This is a genomic window from Hymenobacter norwichensis DSM 15439, assembly GCF_000420705.1.
Lineage (GTDB): Bacteria > Bacteroidota > Bacteroidia > Cytophagales > Hymenobacteraceae > Hymenobacter > Hymenobacter norwichensis.
This window is the reverse complement of sequence record NZ_ATVL01000011.1, coordinates 288,684-312,248: the sequence shown is the minus strand read 5'-3', so window position 1 is coordinate 312,248 and position 23,565 is coordinate 288,684. Positions and strand designations below refer to the sequence as shown.

Genomic DNA, 23,565 nt, shown 5'->3' with positions numbered 1-23,565 from the left:
TGAGCGGTGGCAGTATGTGCAAGGGTGAGGCCTGCAAGAGCAGAAAAAATTAGCTGGGAAAACTTCACTCAGTTTACAGTAAAAGGTGATTGGGTGAGGAGGTGAGAAGTTTACGCAGTAGCGAGTGGGAAGCAGAATATCAACCTCACTACCTAATTACCTATTTCCTACTTGAACATTCCCTGGGGATCGGGCATTTTGGCAATCAGCTCACTCAAGAAATCGAAATCGATGCTGGATACGTTGAGGCTGCCGCCTTTGTGAATGGCTTCCCAGGCTTTGGTGTAATCCTCCTGCAAGAAATACGCCCGGCCCAATTGCTGCCAGGCTACAGCATTGTTGGGGTCGGCAGCGGCGGCTTTTTGCAGGTAGTCGTGGCCGGTAGTCAGGTCTTTTTTCTTCTTGGTTTGCTCGTATCGAATCAGGTAGCTGCTGCCTAGGTCACTGAGAATCAGGGCGTCGTTGGGAGCCAGTGCCAGGCCTTGGTTGAGCAGGTTAATGGATTCGTCGGGGGTGGGGTTGCGGCTGCTGATAACGCCCAGGCCGCGGTACACGTCGGCGTTTTTGGGGTTGAGCAACCAAGCCAGGTTGAAGCGGTAGATGGCCGTATCAGGCTTACCCTCGGTGAGGTATTCGTAAGCTTTAGTGGAAAAAAAGCGGCTAGCTTCTTCCTTGGAGGCGAAGCTACGCTGCACATCAGCCAAAAACGCTGCGCCAACCACCCCCTCCGCCTGGGCGGGTGAAATGCCTCCGAATAATGGTTGGAGCCGGTTGGCGGCACTTACGGCCACGTCGCCTTTCGCCTTGATTTTAGTTTTGCGCTGCGCCTCAGCGGGCAGGGTGAATAAGGTGAGCAGCCCGAGGGCCACGTACAGTGGGTATTTCATGTGAGCAAACGGGTACAAAAAAACGAAAACACCCAGCCACTAGCACTGCGGCCACCATGGGTTCCGACAAATATAACGTTCCGAACGGGCGTTGTGGTGTGCAAGGTTTTCACAGCAACTTATGCTTTGCCAGCCTCCAACCCATCCGGTAGCAGCAATGATGCGTAGGTGTGAAGCGCGGCTAATCAAGGGGCCGTTTTTTTATTGTTTATATGCTGTTTTCTCGCCGCTGGCTGCTTGCGCCAGCCTTGCTCGTGCTACCGTTGCTGCTGGTAGTAGCCAACGAATATGCCACTGCCCGCCCTAGTCGCCGCACTCAGGATGTAGCCTACGTGCCCGCCACCGACCCTACGTTCGACGCCGAACGGCATTTGCTGGATGTATATGCTCCGCGCAAGAAATCCACAGCACCGTATCCCATAGTGGTGTTTATACATGGCGGCAGTTGGAACAGCGGCAACAAGAATTTCTACTCGTTTGTAGGTCGGCGGCTGGCCAAGCAAGGGGTAGTGGCCGTGGTTATCAACTACCGACTCTCTCCGAAAGTGGAAGTACCCGCTATGGCCGACGACTGCGCCCGCGCCGTCGTTTGGGTCACTGAGCACGCTCAAGAATACGGCGGCGACCCACAGCGGCTGTTTATGATGGGCCACTCGGCCGGGGGCGGCCTGGCGGCGTTGCTGGCTACCGACAATCGCCTGTTTGCGCGGCGCGGCTTGGCGCAGAACCCCATCAAAGGCGCTATCCTCGACGACCCGGCCGGCCTTGATATGTTTGACTACCTCACCAAGTTGGAGTACCCCAACGACGCGCAATACCTCATCCCTTACGGCAAGCAGCCGGAAGTCTGGAAGGATGTATCGGCGCTATACCATGTTACGGCTGCCGCCCCTCCTTTTCTGATCTTCATTGGGGGCGAAACCTACCCATCTATCCGCAACAGCAGCCGCAAATTCGAGCAGAGACTAACTAGCCTCGGTCACCCGCCTAAGTTCACGGTACTACCCGGTAAAAAGCACGCACCCATGGTGTTGCAGCTGTACTGGAAAGACAACGTGATTTACCAGGAACTATTGAAAATGGTGAAATGACACAAGGCCGTCATGCAGAGGCACAGCCGAAGCATCTTACATAGTGATGTTGAAGTAATAATCAGTTTTAGTAGGCAATATACTCCGGGTTTGCCTCTGCATGACGTTCTACTTTCACCATCTCACCGCTCACCACAAAGACGCCTGTGCGGTGGGTTGCTCAAACTCAAGAAGCCACTTTTTGCGCCACAGGCCGCCGGCGTAGCCAGTTAGCTGGCCGCTGGCCCCAATGATGCGGTGGCAGGGCCATACCAAGCCCAACGGATTCTGGCCATTGGCGGCGCCCACGGCCCGCACAGCACCGGGGTTGCCCAGTTGTCGGGCCAGGTCAAGGTAAGACGCCGTGCGGCCGAACCCGATACCAAGCAATGTGGCCCACACCTGCCGCTGAAACTCAGTGCCTTGCTGCACATCGTATGTTAGGTTGAAGTCGCGCAGTTCCCGCTGGAAGTAGGCGCGCAATTGCCGGCAAGCTTCCCGCAGGCACTCCGGCACTTCTGCCGCTGGTGTCTCAGGCTGAGGCGCATCCAGAAACTGCACGGCAACTAAACCGGCCTCGGTGCCGTGTAGCGCCAAGATACCCAGCGGGGAAGTGAGGTAGGCGTGAGTGGCAGCGGAAAGGAGCATCTTTTGCAGAAGCAAGTTGGAGGGAAAGCCAGTAAAAATACCGGTTTTACCATAGCGCCAATGCCTATAGCAGTGTTACCACCTCGATGCAGGAGCAATCCAACTTAAATGGGGGAGCTTCTTCAGCTCAACTTCCTTGCTGCGTCGCAACAACAACTCCGTTCGCCCAGAAGCCCCTACTTCGGAATGTCTTTTAGGTCTTTGAGGGAGCCGGTGCTGGCAAACTTCATCGTCATATCCTTTGGGTTGTGCTTTCCTGCTGCAACCACCACGTTACCTGTCAAGTTATAAGGTGTTTTTTTGGCTTTAAACAGGGTTTTGAACGCCACTTTGGGCAGTGCCTTGGGCTCGAACCGTATGTGTACCGGCATGGTTTCAGTGCCACGCTTGCGGAAAGTGATGTCCTTGGTTTCGGTGCCCTTGATGTCCATATCGTCGCCGCCAACCCGAAACCGGTAATTCACCTGCTTGATGGTAACTGGGAACGGGTTGTAGTTGGTGATGTTGAAGCGGACGATGGCTTCACCGTTTTTCAGGCCCAAGTCGGTCACGTCTACATCGTCTATTTCCACCTTCGGTAGTTTGGGCACATACACGCGCTGGGTTATTTCCACGGGTATTTTTTTGGTGCCGGCTATGGGCAGCTTGGTGTATAGGTCCATGGTCAGCTGCACATCCACGCAATCCTGCTGGCTGGTTTTCAGCTTATCCTTCACCTTGCTCAGGTCCATGGCTACGGGCAAACTCAGGTGGCTGAGCGAGTCGCCGTGTAGCACCAAGGAGCTGTCTTTAGCTCCCTGGGTGAGCAAGGTGCCATCGACACGGGTTTGGTAGCGCAGGCTGTCGATGCGCAACGTGATGGGCATGTTGTTGTGCATGTCCATTTTCACCTGCGCTTTCAGCGAATCGGGCGTTATGTTGTTGATGGCGAGGGTGGTGTTTTCCAGCGTGGGCAGCAACTCCTTGCTGGTGTCGGCCAACGTAGGGAGCAAGCCCTTGCCTTTCTCGTTTTTGAAATACACCCATGCTACTGCGCCAACCAACAGCAGTAGCAATACCAATAAGACCGACACCACCGGATGCCGCTTAACAAAAGAACGAGTAGCCATTACGCTTCAGCTTAAATGAAAGTATAGTGACGAGCTTGAAGCACAACAACACAATGCACTATCAATCAACATCTTACATTTCTATACGAAGAGCGTCGGCTAACTTGTTATAGTCGAGGCACTAACCGTTGGGCTTCACCCCAGTCGGTGCTTTTTGCGTAGGTTTGGCTTACAGTGCTTTACCTTTTTCCCAGCCCCACTCCTTTCGCTATGTCCACCCCATCCACCACTACCGACACCAGCAGCCGCAGCCAGGAATTCATGGCCCTCGAAGACCAATACGGTGCCCACAATTACCATCCGCTGCCCGTGGTGCTGAGCCGGGGCGAAGGGGTGCACCTCTGGGATGTGGACGGCAAGCACTACTACGACTTCCTATCAGCCTACTCAGCCGTGAACCAAGGCCATTGCCACCCACGCATTATCGGAGCTCTTACCGAGCAGGCCCAGAAGCTGACGCTCACTAGCCGGGCTTTCTTCAACGACCAGTTGGGCGCGGCTGAGAAGCAGCTCTGTGAACTGTTCAATTACGACAAGGCGCTACTGATGAACTCGGGGGCCGAAGCCGTGGAAACCGCCCTCAAGTTAGCCCGCAAGTGGGGCTACCAGGAGAAGGGCATTGCCCCTAATCAGGCCCGTATCCTGGTGGCCGAACACAACTTCCACGGCCGCACCACCGGCATCATCTCCTTCAGCACCGACCCCGATTCCACCGGCGGCTTCGGGCCCTACACGCCTGGCTACCAAGTGGTACCGTATGATGATTTGGCCGCACTGGAAGAAGCCGTGCAAGACCCGCACGTGTGCGCCTTTTTAGTAGAACCGATTCAGGGTGAAGCTGGGGTGATGGTGCCATCGGAAGGCTATCTGGCTAAGGCCGCGGCCATTTGCAAGGCCCATAAGGTGCTGTTCATTGCCGACGAAATCCAGACCGGGCTGGGCCGCACCGGCGAGTTACTAGCCGTGTGCTACGAGGGCGTGCACGCCGATATTTTGATTCTGGGCAAGGCCCTGAGCGGCGGCGTGCTGCCCGTGTCGGCAGTGCTAGCCCGCAATGAAATCATGCTTACTATCCAGCCTGGCCAGCACGGCTCTACGTTCGGGGGCAACCCGCTGGCCTCCGTGGTGATGCGCGCTGCGTTGGACGTGCTCATTGATGAAAAGCTGACCGCCAACGCGCGGGCCCTAGGCGAGGTATTTCGGGAGCGGATGCGCCGGGTGCAGGCCAAGCGCCCCGAAGTGGTGGAGCTGGTGCGCGGCAAAGGCTTACTCAACGCTGTGGTTATCAAGCCCAACGCTGACGGCCGCACTGCCTGGGACGTATGCGTGACCCTCATGGAGCGCGGCGTACTAGCCAAGCCCACCCACGGCGACATTATTAGGTTCGCGCCGCCGCTGGTTATCGCCGAAGAGCAGCTTCACGAAGCCTGCGACATTATTGAAGAGGTGATTCTGGCGTTTTAAGCACAAGACCACCTGTAACCTGCGTAGGTCGTCCTATCTTGGGCGACCTACTTTTCTGTTGTGTCCTCTGCTGTGAAACAAACTTTACTTTTCTACTGCGCGCTCATGCTGCTGGCCACTGGCTGCCAAACCACTAAAACCGCCTTCCAATTTCAGCCCGCACCGCCGCCTTCTAAGCTGGATACCCGCCCTGCTGTAGCTACCGTTCTAGAAAAGACAATAGCTGCCGTTACGCCAGCGGAGCGGCCTGTAGCGGCAGTACCTGCCATCCCTCGGCATCGACAAGCTAAGCGAGTACGGCTGGTTGAGCGGCTGATTCCAGTTCCTTTCAAGTCAGCCAGCGCCGCCACATCTTACTCTAAATCAAATACTACCAGTAAGCACCACCGGCCGCAGCAGCCGCAGTTGGAGCACACAGCCGCCTTTCTACTGGGCGCGGCCTTGGTGGTGGGTGGCGTAGTAGGGGGCATTTTGCTAGGTGGCTGGCTAGGGTTAGGCGTGGGCGCGCTGGTGGTGCTACTCGGTTACTACTTTTTGGGAGTGGGCATTGGGGGTAAACATGCTTGGCTGGAAGTGTTCCAGGAGTTCTTCAATATGTAGGCTAGCTCGAATCATAGAACTGCTTCCATCCTGCTAGAAAAGAAGGGCCCATAGCCTACCGATTATCTTCATCGGCAGGCTATGGGCCCTTCATGTTGAGTGGCTGCTTACACTTACGACGTGTGGCGGCCGGTTTGGGAAGTGCTGTCGTTGGGCTGGTTGTTGCGGAACTCTTTGTCGGAGCTGTCGGCGCCGCGCTCATCCGATGGGGCCGCCTTTGAGCCTTGCGGGCTATCTTGTTTGGTGTCAGCTTTAGCTTTTTTGGCGCCGCCGCCGTGGCCTTCAGCGCTGGGTACATTCTCGCCACGGGTGTTGGTAGCGTCGCCGGCTACGGGGCCTTCGTGCGGACCGGACGGCTGGCCGCTTACGCCAGGAGCTTGTTTGCCAGTTTCGCCGCTATTCGGATGATTCGGGGTTTGCTTGCTGTCTTTCATAGCGTTGTTCTGATTGGTGAAAGTTGGGTGGGACTAGTTATGCTCTGCCAGCTTTTACGGCCAAACCGGAAAGAAAGGCTGTAGAAAATTCTGCCTTCTTCATAGTGTCGAGCTTCACAGTGAAGCACTTACACTAGCTTCGTTGCTCTACTTTTACCTGCTATTCTCGCTTTATGCCTAGCATATCTTCTGCTTATGGGCTCGCACTGGTGCTGTTGTTGCTAGCTGGCTGCCGTAGCGAGAAAGTGGCGTTTCAGTTTCGCCCGGTTCAGCCACTGGCAGTGCAGGGGGATACGGCCTCTGTTGAAGTTATTTATAAGCTAGTTCAGGCGAACAGCTCGACGCATACAACTACTATTTCATTAAGCAGCAGAAGCTTTTCGCCTCACCTGCAACGCCTGACCAGAGTACAAACCGAACAGATACAATCTCACCGCCAGCCAATTAGGATTATGCAGCCTTATCTGGTGGCAAGACAGGAACACAAAGCTACCATCACTTCAAAAAAGCCCCAATACAGGAGGCCGCATCATTCCACTACCAAGACTGATGATGTGTTCTTTCTTGGGGGAATTGCGCTTGTTATTGGAGCCTTAGTACTAGGACTGACTATTGGGGGAGGGTCAGGTTTATTGGTCGGGCTGGCGTTGGGTGTGCCTGGTTACTTATTTCTTGCCCGAGGCTACGTAGGCAGTTGGCGTTGGAAATAAGCCACTGCACCACCCCGGCCGCAACCTTACCTTTGCCTCAGTTGTTCTATCCCGTCTTACCAACTGACCGAACCAATGCCCAACGTCCCCACGCACCGCCCGCGCCGCAACCGGAAGTCTCAGGTTATCCGCGACATGGTGCAGGAAACGCGCCTTACCACGCACGACCTTATCTACCCCGTTTTCCTGATTGAAGGCCAGAGCAAAGCGCTGGAAATCCACTCGATGCCCGGCATCTACCGCTTCACCGCCGACCGCCTCATCGACGAAATTGGGCGTTGCGTGGAGCTGGGCATCAAGAGCTTTGCGCCGTTTCCGGCCATCAACGATACACTGAAAGACCGGCTGGCTCAAGAGTCGAAAAACCCTGAAGGCCTGTACCTGCGTACCGTTGCCGACATCAAGCGGCAGTTTCCGGAAGTAGCCATCATGACCGACGTAGCCATGGACCCGTACTCCTCCGATGGCCACGACGGTATCGTGGATGCAGAATCGGGCGAGATTCTCAACGATGCTTCTTTAGAAATCCTTGGTCAAATGGCGCTGGCTCAGGCCCGTGCCGGCGCCGACATCATTGGGCCTTCGGACATGATGGACGGCCGGGTAGCCTGGATTCGGGACGTGCTCGACAGCAACGGCTTTTCGCACGTAAGCATCATGAGCTACACCGCCAAATACGCCTCGGCCTTCTACGGCCCCTTCCGCGACGCCCTGGATTCGGCCCCGAAAAAAGGCGATAAGAAAACCTACCAGATGAACTACGCCAACCGCCTGGAAGCCTTGCGCGAATTGGCCCTCGACGAAGCCGAAGGCGCTGATATGGTGATGATTAAGCCAGCCCTGAGCTACCTCGACATCATCCGGGAAGTGAAAAACGCTACCAACCTACCCGTTACCGCCTATAATATTTCGGGCGAGTATGCTATGGTGAAAGCAGCTGCCCAAAACGGCTGGATCGACGGCGAAAAGGCCATGATGGAAGTACTAACCAGCATCAAGCGCGCTGGTGCCGACGCCATCCTGACCTATTTCGCCCCCGACGCTGCCGAAGTGCTGCGGCGGGGTTAGCCCTCGATTTTCGTTTGAAGAATTAGGAACGCGCTTTGGCGCGTTCTTTTTTTGCGCTTCCACCACTTCTTCCCAGCCGTCATGCCGCTCACCCTCCGCCTTGCTACCCCCACCGATTTGCCCGCCATCGTGACACTTATCCGCCGGGTGGTGCCGCTGATGAATGAAACCGGTAACTTCCAATGGTCGGCGGACTACCCGAATGAAGCGGTTTTTCAGAAAGATATCCGCCAGCAGCAGTTGTGGGTAGCGGAGCTGGATGGTCAGCTACTGGGTATAGCAGCACTAACCAACAACGCCCAAGACCCTGAGTACGCCCAAGCCGACTGGGACCCCACCACGCCGGCCGTAGTAACGCACCGATTGGCCGTAGACCCAGCCGCGCAAGGGCAAGGAGTGGCCGCGGCGCTGTTGCAGCAAGCCGAAGTGCTAGCGCGCGAGTGGAGCCTAAACACGTTGCGCGTGGACACTAACTCGGAAAACGCCGCCACTCAGCGACTGTTTCCCAAGCTAGGCTACCGCTTTGCGGGTGAAATCACGCTGGGCTTCCGGCCGGGCCTACGTTTTTTCTGCTACGAGAAGAAGATTGAAGGGTAGGCGTTAGTTGTTGCGGGCCGATTGTCGTTAGAACGAAATAACACGCAGCCCGCAACAACCAACGCTCAACCTCATGTGGTGGACTTACGCTTTGCTTTCGGCCGTTTTTGCGGCACTTACGGCTGTGCTGGCTAAGGTAGGCATCAAGGGCGTCAACTCGGATTTGGCCACGGCCATCCGGACCGTTGTTATCCTGCTGGTAGCCTGGGGTATCGTGTGGGCGCGGGGTAGCGCTGCTGATTTGCACTCGCTCACGCCGCGCAATTGGTTGTTCCTGATACTGTCGGGTGGGGCTACGGGTTTGTCGTGGATCTTCTATTTTAAGGCGTTACAACTCGGCAAAGTGTCGCAGGTAGCGCCCGTCGATAAGCTGAGCGTGGCCATTGCCATTGTGCTGTCGGTGCTGTTTTTGGGAGAGGTACTTACGCTGAAAGCGGCGCTGGGGGCTCTGCTTATCATTGGCGGTACGCTGGTGCTAATTTTGTGAGGCTCCAGGCGGCAATGCCTTATCTTGCCAGCCTCTTTTTCTCTTGAAGCAAGCCCCTTTGCCCAGTCTTATGCTCCGACACGTAGTTCTTATTGCTCTTGGCGGCGGCGTGGGCAGTGTGTGCCGCTACTACGGGCAGTTGTTGGTGGCGCGGTATTTCGCGCAGCCGTTTCCACTGGGCACTTTGCTGGTGAATGTGCTGGGCTGCCTGCTAATTGGCTTGTTTTACGCATCGGCCGAGCGGGGCACTATTGCCTCGCCCGAAATGCGGCTGTTACTCACTACTGGTTTTTGCGGGGGCTTCACCACTTTTTCCACCTTTTCCTACGAAACCCTCGCTCTACTAGAAAACGGACAGTATGCCTTGGTGGTGCTGTACGTAGTGGGGAGCGTTTTGCTGGGGTTACTGGCTACGTTTGCCGGCGTAGCATTGGTTCGGGCTTTATAAGCACTTGGTTGCTTGGCTATTTGCTGGCACTGGCCAGTGCCAGCAACCGGCACTTTTCATGTTGCGGACACGACAGCAGATGGTCGTTTAGCAAACCGGCGGTTTGCATGATGTTGTGGCAAGTTACGGGTCCCATCATGGCAAAGCCGCGGCGCTTTAATTCCTTGCTCATAGCCATACTGGCGGGTGTAGTGCTAGGCGCAGAGCAGCCACTACGCCGTTGAGTATTGAATGGCTGCCCTCCCACAAAGGCGTAGAAAAACGGTAGCAGCTGGTCTTCGCCGCCTAGTTCCCGCTGGAGTTGTAGCCAGGCGCGAGCGTTTTGCACGGTAGCTTGCAACTTGCGCCGGTTGCGAATAATGCGCGGATTAAGCAGCAGTTCCTCTATTTCTACCTCCCCAAACCGCGCCAATTGCACTGGGTTAAAGCCAGCCAGATACTCCCGAAATGCCTCTCGACGCCCCAGCACCACCGGAAAATCGAACCCGATTTGAAACGAGTGCAGCACTAGATACTCAAACAGGATGCCTGGCTCTGTCACTGGCTCGCCCCATTCATGGTCGTGGAAAGCTTGCAGCAATGGGCTTTGAGCAAACCATGAGCAGGAAAGCAAACCATCTGTCATTTATCAAAAACTTGAAAACCAACTGCTTGACAGGCATAATGCAGAAATACGGCGGTACTTGTGCTACAATCAGCCCCGCGCAAACGGCCAGCGGCCCAGCCGGCGGCTCCACAGCAGAAACACACCGGTACCCAGCGTCATCATGAGCAGGGCGGCCACCTGGAAAGGCAAGAAGATGCGCGTATCAGCGCTTTCGTAGAGCACGGCGCCGTCCTTGATGCTCCAGAATACCCATAGCCATACCACCACGGCCACCACAACTGGCAGCGGATAGAGTGGCATCTTGAATGGCAGGCCCGCCGTGCCGCGCCGCCGCCGAAGCAGCACCAACCCCACGGCCTGCCCCACAAACTGCACTAGAATCCGCATGGCCAGAATAGCGCTGATGACTTCGCCCAGCCGGAACAGCAGACTAAATACAAACCCTACCCCACCCAAAATCAGCAACGATACGTGCGGGAATTGCTTGGTAGGATGGGTTTTGGCGAAGACTGGCAGAAACTCACCGTCGGCGGCGGCGGCGTACGGAATGCGCGAGTAACCCAACAACACCGCAAACAATGAGGCAAACGCCACCCACAGCACCAATGCCGTAGCAGCTTTGGCAGCCGTAGCGCCATAGAGCTTTTCAACGAAGGCACTGACAATAAACTGCGACTTGCTGGCTTCCTGCCACGGAATAACGGCCCCCACGCTCCAATTGAGCAGCAGATACAACACCATGATGCCCAGAATGCTCAAAAAAATACTGCGCGGAATTACCTGCTGCGGGTTTTGAATTTCGCCGCCTAAGTGGCACACGTTGTAGTAGCCCAAGTAGGAGTAGATAGTCTTGACGGCCGCCTGCCCCAGCGCAGCCGACAGCAACACACCCGTCAGTTGTCCATCTTGCCACGAAACCAGGCCCGACAGGCCGCCTTCCGGCAGCCAAGCCACTGCGTGTGTAGCGTGGGTGAGTCCCCCGAAAATCAGCCAGCCCATGAGGCCCAGCACACCCACCCACAGCATCACCCCTAGCCGGCCAATGTCATCTATGCGGCGGTAGAGCAGTGCAATCAGCAATAGTACCACCACGCCGGCCACCAGTTTGGGCTGCCACCATTCGGGTAGCGGTACCAGGTAACTGAAGTATTGCGCAAACCCAATGGCGCCCGAAGCCACCACCAACGGCGCCTGCACCAAGGTTTGCCACACGTACAGAAACGACATTAGCCGGCCCCATTTCTGTTCGCCGTAAGCTAGTTTCAGAAACCGGTACGAGCCGCCTGCCTCAGGGTAGGCAGCACCCAACTCACTCCAAATCAAACCATCAACCAGCGCCAGTACCGCTCCGGCCAACCAGCCCAGCAGAAAGTTCGGGCCCATAAAGCCCATAACCAGCGGCAGCGTCACGAATGGCCCGATGCCTACCATGTCTATCATGTTGAGGGCCGTGGCCTGCACCAGCCCCAGCCGGCGGCGGAGGGGAGCAGCAGATGCAGAAGTAGGAGGAGTAGCGGGTTCAGCCATATGAGGGGTAAAAGTCAGATAAAAGCAGATTGTTCGAGTGATATCCGCCCTGCTTGGCGGGCAGTTCATGGGTGAACTTTGTAGTTAACGGCTGCATACGCCTAAGAAGCTAGGCTATTCTGGCGGTTTTATCTCCTGAGGCATGGCAAGCAACTCTTCTGAAAGAGTGGTGTACGGAGCCGTTGGCGTCAACTGGGCCATTGCTGTTTCCAAATTTGCGGCTGTTTTCTTCACGGATAGCCCTGCTATGCTTTCCGAGGCCATTTACTCTTTGGTAGACAGTGGCAACGGCCTGCTGATTCTGTTTGGCATGAGCCGCAGCCAGCGCCACAAGATGAAAATAGCTACTACTTCTGCATAAGCTCCATTATTGCTAGGCAGCAGCTAACCTCGTTCTGCCTGGCTGCGTACCACCGACAACCCGTTCCTGTCTTCGGGCTTCACCAACCACATTTTCATGTCTGCTGGGGGTTCTAAAGTTGCCATTTACGGGGCCATCGGGGCTAACGTCGCTATTGCCATTTCCAAGTTTGTGGCCGCCTTCTTTACCGGTAGCTCGGCCATGCTTTCCGAGGGCATTCACTCGTTGGTAGACAGTGGCAACGGCCTGCTAATTCTGTTTGGGGTCAAGCAATCGGAAAAACCTGCTGATTCCCGCCATCCATTTGGGCGCAGTAAGGAGCTGTATTTCTGGTCATTAATTGTGGCTATCCTGGTGTTTTCGGTGGGCGGCGGCATGTCGTTCTACGAGGGTATAGAACACCTCAAGCACCCTTCCCCCATCACCGACCCCACTTGGAACTACGTGGTTTTGGGGCTGTCTTTGGTATTCGAGGGCATTTCCTGCTTCCTGGCGTTCCGCGAGTTCAACAAAGACCGGGGTGATGCTGGCTTCTGGGAAACGCTGGGTCGTAGCAAAGACCCTTCGGTTTTCGCTATCCTGATGGAAGATTTGGCGGCCCTAACGGGCTTGGCCATTGCCTTGGTGGGCGTGTACTTCGGGCATCTGCTGAACAATCCGTATTTCGATGGCGGCGCGTCTATTTGCATTGGGCTCCTGCTCGTTTCAGTAGCTATTTTCTTGATATATAAGACCAAAGGCTTGCTAGTAGGCGAAGGCGTAGATGATGCCACGCTGGATGAACTGGAAGCCTTAGCCCGCCAAGACCACGCCGTAGAAGCTATTCGGCGGCCACTTACTATGTACATGGGCCCGCATGACGTGGTATTGGCACTCGACGTGGAATTCCAAGACCACCTGTCGGCTAATGAAGTAGAACAGGCCGTTAGTCGGCTGCAAGATGTAGTACGAGCTAAGTTTCCTGAATTTAAGCGCATTTTCATTGAAGCCAAGTCCATTGCAGGTAAGCAGCGGGCACCGTTGGCTTCTGATTCGTCGGCAGTATCTCCGCAGATTTAAAGCTCACAATTCCGGCGCAACTTGCTGGAGCAGGGTTAGTTTCAGGCTGATTCCAACTTTATCTTGGCTTCTACAGTTAAAATGGCGTCAGCTCAACCGGGTTGACGCCGTTTTTCTACCCTATTCCCGACCTTATGCCGCCTGCTACTACTCGCTCGAATCCGTTTCAATCGTTCTGGATGGCCGGTTACGAATGTACCGACCAACTCAACTGTTTCGGCAACCGTGTCGATTTTCTGCCCCTCACCGGCCACTTGCAGCTCATTGACCAGGACTACCAGGATTTGCAGCAGTACAACCTGACCACGGTGCGAGAGGGTATCCGCTGGAGCCAAATCGAGAAAGTGCCGTATCAGTACGACTGGAGCACCGTACGCGACATGCTGGCCGCTGGCCGCCGCCACGGCATTCAGCAGCTCTGGGACATCTGCCACTTCGGTTACCCCGACGACATGACCCCTTTACACCCGCTGTTTGCGCGGCGTTTCGCGGCGCTGTGCCGGGCCTTTGTGCAGTTCTACCGCGACGAGCAGCCCGAGGGCGAACTAATTGTAACGCCTATCAACGAGGTAAGCTTTATGAGCTGGCTGGGTGGCGACGTGCGCGGCACTTCGCCTTACTGCGTGGGCCAAGGTTGGGAAGTGAAGCGTGGGTTAATGCGCGCCTATATTGAGGGCGTGGCCGCTATGCGCGAAGTGGACCCCAATGTGCGGATTCTAACCACCGAGCCGCTTATCAACATCGTACCTAAGCCCGGCGCCAAACGTGCTGAGCGGCAGCGCATGGCCGAGTACACGTCGCACCAATTTCAGTCGGTGGATATGCTGGCGGGCCGGCTGTGCCCCGAGCTGGGCGGCCGCCCCGAGTACCTGGACATGCTAGGCTTCAATTTCTATTACGACAACCAGTGGGAGCTGGACCCGCACCACCGCATTCCATGGAACGACCAGCCCGCTCACCCGCAGTGGAAGCCGTTGCGCCACCTGCTGGCTATGGCCCACGAGCGGTATGGCTGCCCCATTGTACTCACTGAAACCAGCCACCCCGGTGTAGACCGGCCTGTTTGGATGGAAATGATTGGGCGCGAATGTGCCGCCGCGCTGAAAATGGGGATTCCGCTGTGGGGCGTGTGCCTCTACCCCATCCTCGACCGGCCCGACTGGGATTTCCTGGACCGGGAATGGCACCGTTCAGGCCTCTGGGATGCTGTACTGCGCCCCGATGGGCCACCGTTGCGCGTACTACACGAGCCCTACGCCAAAGCACTGTTAGCTGCTCAGCAGCAAGTGCAGCACGCTACCGTCCGTAAGCCCGCTTTAGCAGAGGCTTTTTCCTGATTCACGAATTCTACGGCTTGTTTGCGTAAGTTGTGGCTGTTGAGTTTGCTGCATTCTTTCACTCCACCGTCTGTTATGTATGCCCAATAATCAGGACGGTACAGGCCGTCGTCTGTCGGTAGCCACAACCGAATTGCTACGCCATTTCGCGCGCGCCTTCGCTGACTCTACCCTAAGCCAGCAGGAGGCGCGGCAGCTTCGGCAGCAACTTGCGGAACACGGGCAGCACGGCACCGATTTGCATGAGTTGCGCCACGAGTTGTTTAACCTTGCCCGTTCCCGCTTTAACAGCTTTCAAGATAAAGCCGTGGTGGAATGGCTGGAAACGGCCAGTGCGTTGCTGTTGCCGCCAGCAGCCCCGCCCGCTAGAGCTATCCGCTCTGAAGTGCATTTCAGTCCCGGCGACGAGTGCGTGGCAGCCATTCAGCGCTTCATCAAACAGGCGGCGCATCAATTGGATGTGTGCGTGTTCACGGTAGCCGACGACCGGCTGACCGATGCCCTCCTAACTGCGCACCGCCGAGGACTGCGCGTGCGCCTACTCACCGACAACGAAAAGCTGTTGGACCGGGGCTCTGATGTCCGGCAACTAGCTGCGGCGGGCATTCCCACCCGCATCGACCACTCCGAGTACCACATGCACCACAAGTTTGCGGTAGCCGACTGCCGCACGGTACTCACCGGTTCCTACAACTGGACCCGGTCGGCGGCCGAACACAACCTCGAAAATCTGCTTATCACCGACGACCACACATTGACGCAACGCTACTGCCAAGAGTTTGAGCGACTTTGGGAGCAAATGAAAGTATTTAACATACCTTAAATAGCTGATATACAACACAAAAAGAGGAGAAGCTAGTAACGCAATGTTACCAGCTCCTCCTCTTTTTGTGTTGGCTGCTTATCTTGATGAAGCGGCCGTTAGTACTCCTGCGTGCTTACTTTATGGCGCTTACCACTTGGCGCATTCCCCAAGCAACGCCTAGTACAACGTATCGTAACGGGGCCAATACCGCGAGCAGGTACAATGGCGGAAGCAGAATTACAGCTTCGACGATTTCACTCGAAGTACTATCCCGGTAGTCTAGGTTCACTTCTATAAGCATCAGCAGTGTGCTAATAGCCAGTAATATAAGATTAGCCCTCAGTTCTTTAATCAGCACTGCCACAGCATTAACAGAATCCGCTTATTCGGCGGCAGTGGTAGCGGGAGCCTCGGCCGCCGGCCGCCGGATACTTACCGGGTGCTTGGTGTTTATGGTTCCTACTGTCAGGTTCAGGTAGTAGTCGCCGGCAGGCAAGCTGCGGAAATCCAGGGTTTGGTGGTGCCCACCGGCCGTCTGGCGCCGGTAGTCGGATACCCGTACGGCAATGCCACTCTGGTTGTATAGCACCCAGCCAAGGGGCTGCTCAACTCCCAGCTGATATGACATCTGCATCACGCCATTGCTGGGGTTCGGGTACACGCTTAACTGGTTGGCGCCTACGCTGGGCGTGCTGCTGGGTACTGCACCTGCAGGAATTAGGGCCACCGGAGTAGCGGCTTCCAGCTTCCATTGCTGGGTGGGGCGGTTGGCGTAGCGGCGCTGTTGCAGTCCTCCTTCCTCGGGGGTATTAAGCGTCACGGCTTTGCCACTGTGCTTGGCGGTGAGCTTGTAATAGCCATCCTCAAGAGGCTCAATGGCCCACAGCTGATTGTTGCCACTGTAGAAAGGCCACAAGCTGAGGGGCGTACCATTAGAAGTAGCGCTACCCAGTACCTCTAGCACTTTGCGCCCACCTTGCACGGCAATGCGGTAATAGCCCGTACCGGCCGGCTCGATGCTCCACTGTGGCACTGTGCTGGGAGCAGCTGCGCCCAGTGGGTTTGCAGCGGCATTTACCTGCGTCTGGTCGGCTAGTTCCAATGGTTTTTCATCGGTACGCACTTTCAGGGTGTACACACCTGGCACAAAGGCAGGTGAGGGTTTGGGCTCGGCGGCTACTGATTTAGGAGCGGGAGCAGGCTTGGGCTCAGCGGCTGGTTTGGCAGCAGGCTTAGTGGCGGCCGGTTTGGCGGTTGGCGCAGCAGCTACTGCCGCATCCTTAGCGGTTTTCGGTTCCTTTACGGCCTTGGGAGCTTTCACTTCGGCCGCAGCAGGTTTGGCAGCTGGCGCAGGCTTTGCAGCCACGGCCGGATTAGCCCCAGCCGGATCAGGGGCGAGAGATGAGCCCAGCGGATACAAGTTACCCGACGGAATAGTTTGCTCGGCTTGGCCAGGGGGTGTCCATTGCAGTTGAATGCGGGCGTCGCCTTCCTGGTCGAAGTACTCTAGCTTGATAGACGTTTTTTCGCCCGCTGCCAGGTTAGCAATGGCCAAAGGCGCTTCCCCGCTGTTCTTTTTGCCGTCCCAGGTGTCCAGCACCTTCTTGCCGTTCACCCACATGCGCACCCCTTCACTAGTTTGCACCGAAAACTTGTAGCGGCCAGTAGCCGGAGCCGCCAGCAACCCTTCCCACCGCACCGAGAAATTGTCGGCGGGCACCTCGGGGCCAGGCGAGCCAGCACCCCATTGGAAATCGATAGCCGGATCGATTCGGGTTAGCACTGGAACGCCGGCCAACGTACCGTTGCGGAAGTAAGAAGCCGTGAGGCCAGTACCCGCACCTTGCACCACGGCAACCCCAGGCGTATCGCCTGATTCAGCTCGCCCGAGAGTAGCTGCTGATGATAAGCCTACCAGCACTCCGCCGCATAAGCTAAGTTTGATTATAGAACGGAACAGTAAGTTTCGCACAACAAGAAAGATTGAAGTATCAAATCAAAATAATCCAAGAATCAACCAACCGAACCGCATTACAACTGCATACAGCACCGCCACTTACCCTTGGCTAAACAAGGCCATTATTCCAAGCCGGTACAATATAATGCATTTACAAACGTATCTCATACGCTCGGTTAACATCCCTATTTTGCCTTCAAACTTTTAACTGTAAAGTACAATAACAGTCCATAATTTATTATCCTCTATCTGCCTACCACCAAATGCATTTATAATGTAGCTCAACAATAGTGTGATAGGCCACATGATCGGTGCAACCACTGTTGTTTACTTCCTAGACCAGGCTACAAAACTTGTTCATAAAAGCTCGCCATGCCTGCTTCAGCAGTTTCCAAGGCGACCTATGCACCTGCTTTCGCTTAACTGGTGGCGCTGGATGTAATGCCCTGCTTTAATGGTAGTGTTTAGCTGAGTTGCGCTGGCGGATAAGCTTAGGTAGGCACTCGGCTAGCTCTTTGGCTGCACTATATCTATTAGCGTTGAAGTCGGGTTATCAACTTCTAATTTATAGTAATCTAATTGTGCGTTATCCTTCCTGCTTGCGGCTCTACCTTTGCAGAACTAGTACTAGTAGAAAACGGAGGTCGTCGTTGAAAAAGCCTCATCCGCTGGCTGCTCTTGCTGGAATAAGTTTTCTGCCTTTTATTGGCGCAACCTGCTACCAAGCAGTGCGTAGGAAACGCGCTGTCTTGCTGCGGAGCTTTCTTTTTTGACTTTTACATATGCGTAAACACTACCTTCTTATCATCTTGCTGATTACAACCTTATGGAATAGCCAAGCTATTCATGCTCAAAAGGTTGGATTAGTACTTAGTGGTGGCGGAGCCAAAGGCTTGGCACACGTGGGCGTGCTGAAGGTGCTAGAGAAAAACAGAATTCCCATCGATTACATTGTGGGCACAAGCATGGGAGCCATTGTGGGCGCCATGTACGCAGCTGGGTATTCGCCGGCGGAAATAGAAGAAATTGTACTCAAGCCTGATTTCCAGAACTGGGTGTCGGGTGATCCGCTGGAAGGAAAGGTATACAACTATTACGACGGCGACTACAATCCGGCCGCCCTGCACTTGCGCCTAGCCATCGACTCGACGCTGAAAGCCCGTGTGACGCCTAAGCTAGTCGACGACGTAACCCTTAACTACGTACTATCCACTATGTTGGCCCCAGCCGGGGCTGTATCCGGCTACGATTTCAACAAGCTAATGGTGCCTTACCGCAGTGTAGCCTCCGAGGTGTTTACGCGCCAGCGCGTAGTGCAGCGCGATGGGTCATTGGCCGATGCGGTGCGCAACTCCATGGCCTTTCCGCTAGCCTTCCGGCCCATCCGGCAGCCCGATGGCCGTTACCTGTTCGATGGGGCGGTAGTGGACAACTTCCCAACCGACGTAATGCGGCAAGAATTCAAGCCCGACATCATTATCGGGGTGAATGTGGGTGATGTGGCCTTCAATAAATACCCCAAGGAAAAAGACGACGCCCTGCTGGCCAATACGCTGCTGTTTGTGGGCTTCAACGGAGCCGATACCACATCAGTAGGCCCGAATGGCATTTTTATTCAGCCGAAAATAGATGAATTTACGGCAGCCGACTTCAACAAGGTGAAGCAGTTGGTGGTGCTAGGCACCCAAGCTACTGAGAAAAAACTCGACCAGTTGCTCAGCCGCATCCCGCGGCGCGAGGATACCTTGGCGTTGCAGCAGCGGCGCCGGGCATTTCAGGAGCGGGCCCCCAAACCGGAGTTCAAGCAGATAACCGTGCAAGGCGTACCAGCGCAGCAGCAGGAGTTTGTGCGTCGTTTCTTCCAGAAAACCGGTACTACTTATTCTCCCGGCGACATAGAGGAAGGGTACTACCGGCTCGTGAACAACGATTTTTTCAACAACGTGTACCCACGTGTCCGCTACGACAGCAAACTGCAAGGCTACACGCTGAACCTAGATGCGCGCCAGAACAGCAATTTGACCACCGACTTGGGGGTGCTGCTGTCGTCGCGTTCTATGAGCAACTTTTACCTAGGTGGAGCCTACCGCTACCTCAACCGGTTTCTGTATACGGTGAAGGCCAACGCCACCATCGGACGATTCTACAACGGAGCACAGGGCACTTTCCGCATCAGCATTCCGGGCAACCATCCGTTTTATGTGGAGCCCGGCATTACGTTCAACAACTTCAACTACCAAGATACGGGAGGCCTGCTAGGTAGTACTGCCCAAAACACCCAGCTTCAGCAGCGCGACCTGAAAACCAGCGTAGCCATTGGCTACAGCCCCAACTACCGCAGCCGCTACATTCTGAGTGGGGGGCTGTTTACGAACCGTGACCGGTTTGCTAACACCAACGAAATCAGCAGCGACGCCACCCTGGACAAGAACAATGTAACGGGCGTAACCGGAGCCCTTCAGTTTCAGCGCAACTCCCTGAACCGGCGGCAATATCCGGTGAGCGGCCGCCGGGCCGAATTCTCGTTGCGCGGTGTACTAGCTGAGGAAAACTACAAAGCCGGCTCAACGGCCAATGGCCTAGCCGACCGTACCAAAAACCACCAGTGGCTCCAGAGCCGGTTGTACATCGAGCAATATTTCACATTTCATAAAGTTGATTCGGTGGGACGCCGCGTCCACGCCTGGGGCTATACTATCGACGCAGTGGCTACCACCCAGGGGCCATTTGCCACGTACCGCTCGTCTCTGACATCGGCGGCAGCCTTCCTGCCTCTGCCCGATTCGCGCACTCTGTTTCTGGACCGGTACCGGGGTACGGCCTATGCAGCGGTGGGCTTGCGTTACATCAAGGCTATATTAGGCTCGTTGGAGTGGCGCAGTGAGGTATACGCGCACACCCTGTTCCGGCCTTGGGAGCAGCAGGATTTCAACCCAGTTGTTGCTAAGCGTGGTACCACCGTTAGCCGCCCCTACCTTACTGCCATGACGGGCTTGGTGTACCAAACACCCGTTGGCCCAGCGTCCCTCCAGTTCATCCACTACGATGACCCCGACCACCAGTTCGGCGTTTTCGCTCATATCGGCTTTGTGCTGTTCCGTGAACGGTCGTTGGAGTAAATCGTGAGGTAGTAAAACAGTGAGGGACGAGGTCGACGTTCTGCCTACGCAGATGAAACGTCAGCCTTGCCCCTCACTGTTTTATGGCTTCCACGTCGGCGTAGCCCGCGGGAGAGCCACTCAACATAGCCACAAGCGGTGGTAACTATCAGCTAAAAAGGCAGGACGTAAGCTTATGACTGTGGCGTTTCAACGATGATAAATGCACTTGGCTATGAGACCAAGGGCTTGAGGCTGCGACAACAATTTTATACATTAAAGCATCTAGTATACAATAACTTACAACTGCATTGCAAACGAGCGGAGCAGTTTGGCTACTTCTTCAGGAGCTTCATACGGCAGTAAGTGCCCCGCTCCACTAATGATTTCCAACGGCGTATTTTCGGGCAGTAGGGGTAGCGTTTCAAGTCCGTGCACCGAAGGCGACATAATAGCATCCTGGTCGCCGGCCAGCACAGTGCAGGGCACTTGAATATGGCAGAGGCGGCTGGCTATGTTTTCGCGGCTGCCGTGGAGCAACCAAGCATCCCAGGCAGCCTTGGTACTGCGCAGGTTGTCGTCGATGATTTGCTGCTGCACTGTAGCGGGCAGGGACCGGGCCGTAATGTGCTGCATGGTTTCCTGCGCCTTGGCTGGTTTTCCGTATGCCCGCAGGCTGCCTTGGCGGTCGTCCTCGGTCATGGGCTCGGGCGTAGGCGGCGACGGACTTAGCAGTGCTACCCCAGCCAACTCAGCAGGCTGCCGAGCCGCCAAAGCCAGCGCAATTTTGCCTCCCATGCTGTGCCCCACCAACACGTAGCGCTTCAGCTGTTGGTCGTGCAGGTAGGCGGCTAACTGGTCGGCATAGGCATCTACGGAATGGCCACCGGTTGGGGCCGGGGCTTCACCGAAGCCGCCAAGGTCGGGGGCCAGCGCTGTAAAATCGGGAGCAAGCAGCTTGGCAACGGCTTCCCACTCCCGGCCGGAACCGGCCCAGTAGTGCAGGCACACAAAAGTAAGAGGTGAAGCAGCGGATTGAGTGGATTGAGCAACTGACGACATAATAGAAAGCAGAGGGTGATGCCACCAAGTACCTGCACAATACCAGTAGCTGCCAAGCATACGTAGCCCACTCAATTCATGCTGAAATAAAAAGCCCGACTTCCTTTCGGAGCCGGGCTTTTCTGTGACAAAATTCCGCGCGGATAATGCTGGCGTTAGGCAGCCGCTTATTCTACGCTGATTTGCTTGGTGGCCACTTGCTCATTGGTCTGTACGCGCAAGGTGTAGATGCCCTTGGCCAACTGGCTTACCTCCAGCTGCGTGTCGGTCCCGCCTGCGCTCAGCGAGATGGTGCGGCGCAGCACCTGCTGGCCCAGTGCGTTGAGCAGCGTTAGTTCGGCTGTGCGCTGGCCAGCCAGCGCGGGCAGGCGTAGCGTGAGCTGATCGTGGGCGGGGTTGGGGAACACGCTCAGCGCTTGCTCCAGTTGCGCGTCGCGCTTGGAGAGCACCCGCGTGCTGAAGCCTACCTCTAACGCCAACCGGGTTTGCATGGCACTGGCGGCCAAATCATTCCAGGTGGTAGTGCCTTCTACTTGGTAGTAAAAGGTAGCTGGGCGCAACGGATTCTCCACTTGATACGCTACATCAGCTTCCCCAGACACCTCTTTCAGGCCCACGAAGAACGTGCCGTTGACAGTTGCCCCCGTCACGGGCACGCTCACAACGCCGGCTGCGGTGGGGCGGGTGAGCGTGGGTGAGGTGAAGAGTACAGCGTTAGGCAAGCCGGCCGTCGTTGCACTCATCACCACCACTTGGTATGTAGATGTAGTGGTAGCATTGGCCGTAAATGCAACTTTCACTTCTCCTATTGTAGCGGTACTGTTGATAAAGTGTTTGGCAACCAAAAGTCCGTTGGGCCTTGTGCCTGGCACCCCTGTTCCGGTAGTGCTAAGCGCTTGGTTAGCATCGGTGTACGAGAGGCTATTAGCCGTTACGGCTTGCGCGTAGGTCAGCGTGTTATTGGTAGCCAGGTCGTCGCTGGGGAGGGCCACCGACACGGTATTGTTGCCAACTGTAGCTGGCGTGTAAGCTGCAAACGTAATGGTTGCCGAAGCTCCAGCAGCTAGCGCCGGTATAGCCTTGGTATCGGTGAAGGTGGTAGCGCCGGTTACCGACAAGGTGGCCGTTGAAGCGGGCCGCGCCGTGGCACCCACGTTACGCACCACTGCCTGTACCGTTTGTGGCGACGAAACTGGGGCTCTGCCCACCGTATATAGCGTTTGCAGGGCAGCATCACTAGCCGGCAAGGAAGTAGCGCAGATGGTGAACTGTCCGGTAGGATTGTTGCCGAGACTGAATACACGGGCGTACACGGTGCTACCCGGTGTCAGGCCAGTGGCCGTCACGCTAGGGAACCGGTTGCCAGCCGAGGCATCATCGTTGCAGCCCACCGAAACCAGCGACGTGCACGAACCAGAGTAAAGCTGCATTACCGGGTCGGCCATGGTGCTGCCCGCTACTCCGCCGGTTGTTACCACCACGGCTCCGCTGGCCGGCACCGCCATGCTGTACCACACATCGTTAGTGGCTAGGCTACCACAGGTGGGAGTTGGCGCAGTACTGGCCGTTGCGTTTAGGTTAGTAGTCGTAACTGGCGTGCAAGTGGTTCCGACGGTTAGCGGAGTAGCTCCGGTGCAGTTGTCATTCGCCGGTACAATGTTTGCGCAGATGTTGAACTGGCCGGTACCCACACTGGCATCGAAGCCGAAAACCCGCACATATACCGTTGTACCCGGAGTTTGCCCCCGAACGGCCACCGCCGAAAACCGCTCCACACCGTCCACAATGTCATCGTTGCAGCCAATGGAGGTGAGGCTGCCGCACGTGCCGGAGTAGACTTCCACTACCGTATCGTCAAAGGCGCTGCCTGCCACGGCGCTAGTGGACACGCTGAAGCTGCCGCCGGCGGGCACCACCACGCTATACCACACATCCTTGCTGGCCGGTATCGACGTGTCCCCGCACGAAACAGCAGGCGTGGTGCCGTTGGTGGCATTCAGGTTGGTGCCGACAAGGGGCGTGCACGTTGCCCCAACCGTTAGGGGCAAAGCGCCGGCGCAGTTGTCGTTGGCTGGGGCTTGTGCCCAAGCCGCTACTGGCGCCAGCAGCAAGCCGGTCGCCAAAGCCAACAGCCTCGAGCGGAACCGGTTGGATAGCCAAGAAGTGGATGAGTAAATGTTTTTACGCATACAGTGAAAATTTAAGAGGAATAAAGAAAGTGAGATTTCAA

At 56.0% G+C, this 23,565-nt stretch carries 22 protein-coding genes; 13 read left to right on the top strand and 9 right to left on the bottom strand.

Features of this window, described 5'->3' with window-relative positions; all coding sequences use genetic code 11:
• Positions 1-167: 167 nt before the first annotated feature.
• Positions 168-887, bottom strand: a complete 720-nt coding sequence (locus G536_RS29360) for a tetratricopeptide repeat protein (protein ID WP_022825769.1) — start codon at positions 885-887, stop codon at positions 168-170.
• 212 nt (positions 888-1,099) lie between these two features.
• On the opposite strand from G536_RS29360, the gene G536_RS0121990 reads away from it, so the two are divergent.
• Positions 1,100-1,978 (top strand): alpha/beta hydrolase, encoded by an 879-nt coding sequence (locus G536_RS0121990; RefSeq protein ID WP_022825768.1) that lies wholly within the window; start codon positions 1,100-1,102, stop codon positions 1,976-1,978.
• A 129-nt stretch (positions 1,979-2,107) separates the two neighbouring features.
• On the opposite strand, the gene G536_RS0121985 is transcribed toward G536_RS0121990, so the two are convergent.
• Together G536_RS0121985 and G536_RS0121980 are read right to left on the bottom strand one after the other, a co-directional pair.
• The gene (locus G536_RS0121985; RefSeq protein ID WP_022825767.1) at positions 2,108-2,605 is read right to left on the bottom strand and encodes a methylated-DNA--[protein]-cysteine S-methyltransferase; all 498 of its coding nucleotides are present in this window, start codon (positions 2,603-2,605) and stop codon (positions 2,108-2,110) included.
• 176 nt (positions 2,606-2,781) lie between these two features.
• Positions 2,782-3,714 carry an LEA/WHy family protein gene (locus G536_RS0121980; protein ID WP_084708782.1) on the bottom strand — a complete coding sequence of 311 codons (933 nt, stop codon included), beginning with the start codon at positions 3,712-3,714 and terminating at the stop codon, positions 2,782-2,784.
• Positions 3,715-3,924: 210 nt separating this feature from the next.
• Here G536_RS0121980 and rocD point away from each other — a divergent pair, with 210 nt between their 5' ends.
• Entirely contained in the window at positions 3,925-5,178 is a 1,254-nt protein-coding gene (gene rocD, locus G536_RS0121975) for an ornithine--oxo-acid transaminase (RefSeq protein WP_022825765.1), read from the top strand.
• Between the two features lie 72 nt (positions 5,179-5,250).
• On the top strand, positions 5,251-5,778 hold the full coding sequence (locus tag G536_RS0121970; RefSeq protein ID WP_169515141.1) for a hypothetical protein: 528 nt from the start codon (positions 5,251-5,253) through the stop codon (positions 5,776-5,778).
• Between the two features lie 113 nt (positions 5,779-5,891).
• On the opposite strand, the gene G536_RS0121965 is transcribed toward G536_RS0121970, so the two are convergent.
• Positions 5,892-6,212 carry a hypothetical protein gene (locus G536_RS0121965; RefSeq protein ID WP_022825763.1) on the bottom strand — a complete coding sequence of 107 codons (321 nt, stop codon included), beginning with the start codon at positions 6,210-6,212 and terminating at the stop codon, positions 5,892-5,894.
• Positions 6,213-6,385: 173 nt separating this feature from the next.
• Here G536_RS0121965 and G536_RS0121960 point away from each other — a divergent pair, with 173 nt between their 5' ends.
• The 5 genes from G536_RS0121960 (at position 6,386) to crcB (ending at position 9,522) form a co-directional block, all read left to right on the top strand.
• Positions 6,386-6,922, top strand: a complete 537-nt coding sequence (locus G536_RS0121960) for a hypothetical protein (protein WP_022825762.1) — start codon at positions 6,386-6,388, stop codon at positions 6,920-6,922.
• Positions 6,923-6,997: 75 nt separating this feature from the next.
• Positions 6,998-7,990: a porphobilinogen synthase gene (hemB, locus tag G536_RS0121955; RefSeq protein ID WP_022825761.1), complete on the top strand. Its 993-nt coding sequence runs from the start codon at positions 6,998-7,000 to the stop codon at positions 7,988-7,990.
• 81 nt (positions 7,991-8,071) lie between these two features.
• Positions 8,072-8,587 carry a GNAT family N-acetyltransferase gene (locus G536_RS0121950; protein ID WP_022825760.1) on the top strand — a complete coding sequence of 172 codons (516 nt, stop codon included), beginning with the start codon at positions 8,072-8,074 and terminating at the stop codon, positions 8,585-8,587.
• A gap of 73 nt (positions 8,588-8,660) precedes the next feature.
• Entirely contained in the window at positions 8,661-9,074 is a 414-nt protein-coding gene (locus G536_RS0121945; protein WP_022825759.1) for an EamA family transporter, read from the top strand.
• A gap of 70 nt (positions 9,075-9,144) precedes the next feature.
• Positions 9,145-9,522 (top strand): fluoride efflux transporter CrcB, encoded by a 378-nt coding sequence (gene crcB / locus G536_RS0121940; RefSeq protein WP_022825758.1) that lies wholly within the window; start codon positions 9,145-9,147, stop codon positions 9,520-9,522.
• A 16-nt stretch (positions 9,523-9,538) separates the two neighbouring features.
• Here crcB and G536_RS0121935 read toward each other — a convergent pair whose 3' ends face one another.
• Together G536_RS0121935 and G536_RS0121930 are read right to left on the bottom strand one after the other, a co-directional pair.
• Positions 9,539-10,147, bottom strand: coding sequence for a DNA-3-methyladenine glycosylase I (locus tag G536_RS0121935; RefSeq protein ID WP_022825757.1), 609 nt, complete (start codon positions 10,145-10,147; stop codon positions 9,539-9,541).
• Between the two features lie 69 nt (positions 10,148-10,216).
• On the bottom strand, positions 10,217-11,656 hold the full coding sequence (locus G536_RS0121930) for an APC family permease (RefSeq protein ID WP_022825756.1): 1,440 nt from the start codon (positions 11,654-11,656) through the stop codon (positions 10,217-10,219).
• A gap of 142 nt (positions 11,657-11,798) precedes the next feature.
• Here G536_RS0121930 and G536_RS29355 point away from each other — a divergent pair, with 142 nt between their 5' ends.
• The 4 genes from G536_RS29355 (at position 11,799) to G536_RS29350 (ending at position 15,236) form a co-directional block, all read left to right on the top strand.
• Positions 11,799-12,017 (top strand): cation efflux transmembrane domain-containing protein, encoded by a 219-nt coding sequence (locus G536_RS29355; protein WP_084708780.1) that lies wholly within the window; start codon positions 11,799-11,801, stop codon positions 12,015-12,017.
• A 96-nt stretch (positions 12,018-12,113) separates the two neighbouring features.
• Positions 12,114-13,076: a cation diffusion facilitator family transporter gene (locus G536_RS0121920; protein ID WP_022825754.1), complete on the top strand. Its 963-nt coding sequence runs from the start codon at positions 12,114-12,116 to the stop codon at positions 13,074-13,076.
• 134 nt (positions 13,077-13,210) lie between these two features.
• Entirely contained in the window at positions 13,211-14,413 is a 1,203-nt protein-coding gene (locus tag G536_RS0121915; RefSeq protein ID WP_026880475.1) for a hypothetical protein, read from the top strand.
• A 79-nt stretch (positions 14,414-14,492) separates the two neighbouring features.
• Entirely contained in the window at positions 14,493-15,236 is a 744-nt protein-coding gene (locus G536_RS29350) for a phospholipase D-like domain-containing protein (RefSeq protein ID WP_022825752.1), read from the top strand.
• 364 nt (positions 15,237-15,600) lie between these two features.
• Here G536_RS29350 and G536_RS0121900 read toward each other — a convergent pair whose 3' ends face one another.
• Positions 15,601-17,139: a PA14 domain-containing protein gene (locus G536_RS0121900; RefSeq protein WP_169515139.1), complete on the bottom strand. Its 1,539-nt coding sequence runs from the start codon at positions 17,137-17,139 to the stop codon at positions 15,601-15,603.
• A gap of 818 nt (positions 17,140-17,957) precedes the next feature.
• Here G536_RS0121900 and G536_RS29345 point away from each other — a divergent pair.
• The gene (locus G536_RS29345) at positions 17,958-20,294 is read left to right on the top strand and encodes a patatin-like phospholipase family protein (protein ID WP_022825749.1); all 2,337 of its coding nucleotides are present in this window, start codon (positions 17,958-17,960) and stop codon (positions 20,292-20,294) included.
• Positions 20,295-20,573: 279 nt separating this feature from the next.
• On the opposite strand, the gene G536_RS0121890 is transcribed toward G536_RS29345, so the two are convergent.
• Positions 20,574-21,335 carry an alpha/beta fold hydrolase gene (locus G536_RS0121890; RefSeq protein WP_022825748.1) on the bottom strand — a complete coding sequence of 254 codons (762 nt, stop codon included), beginning with the start codon at positions 21,333-21,335 and terminating at the stop codon, positions 20,574-20,576.
• Positions 21,336-21,502: 167 nt separating this feature from the next.
• Positions 21,503-23,524 carry a T9SS type A sorting domain-containing protein gene (locus G536_RS0121885; RefSeq protein ID WP_084708777.1) on the bottom strand — a complete coding sequence of 674 codons (2,022 nt, stop codon included), beginning with the start codon at positions 23,522-23,524 and terminating at the stop codon, positions 21,503-21,505.
• Positions 23,525-23,565: the final 41 nt, after the last annotated feature.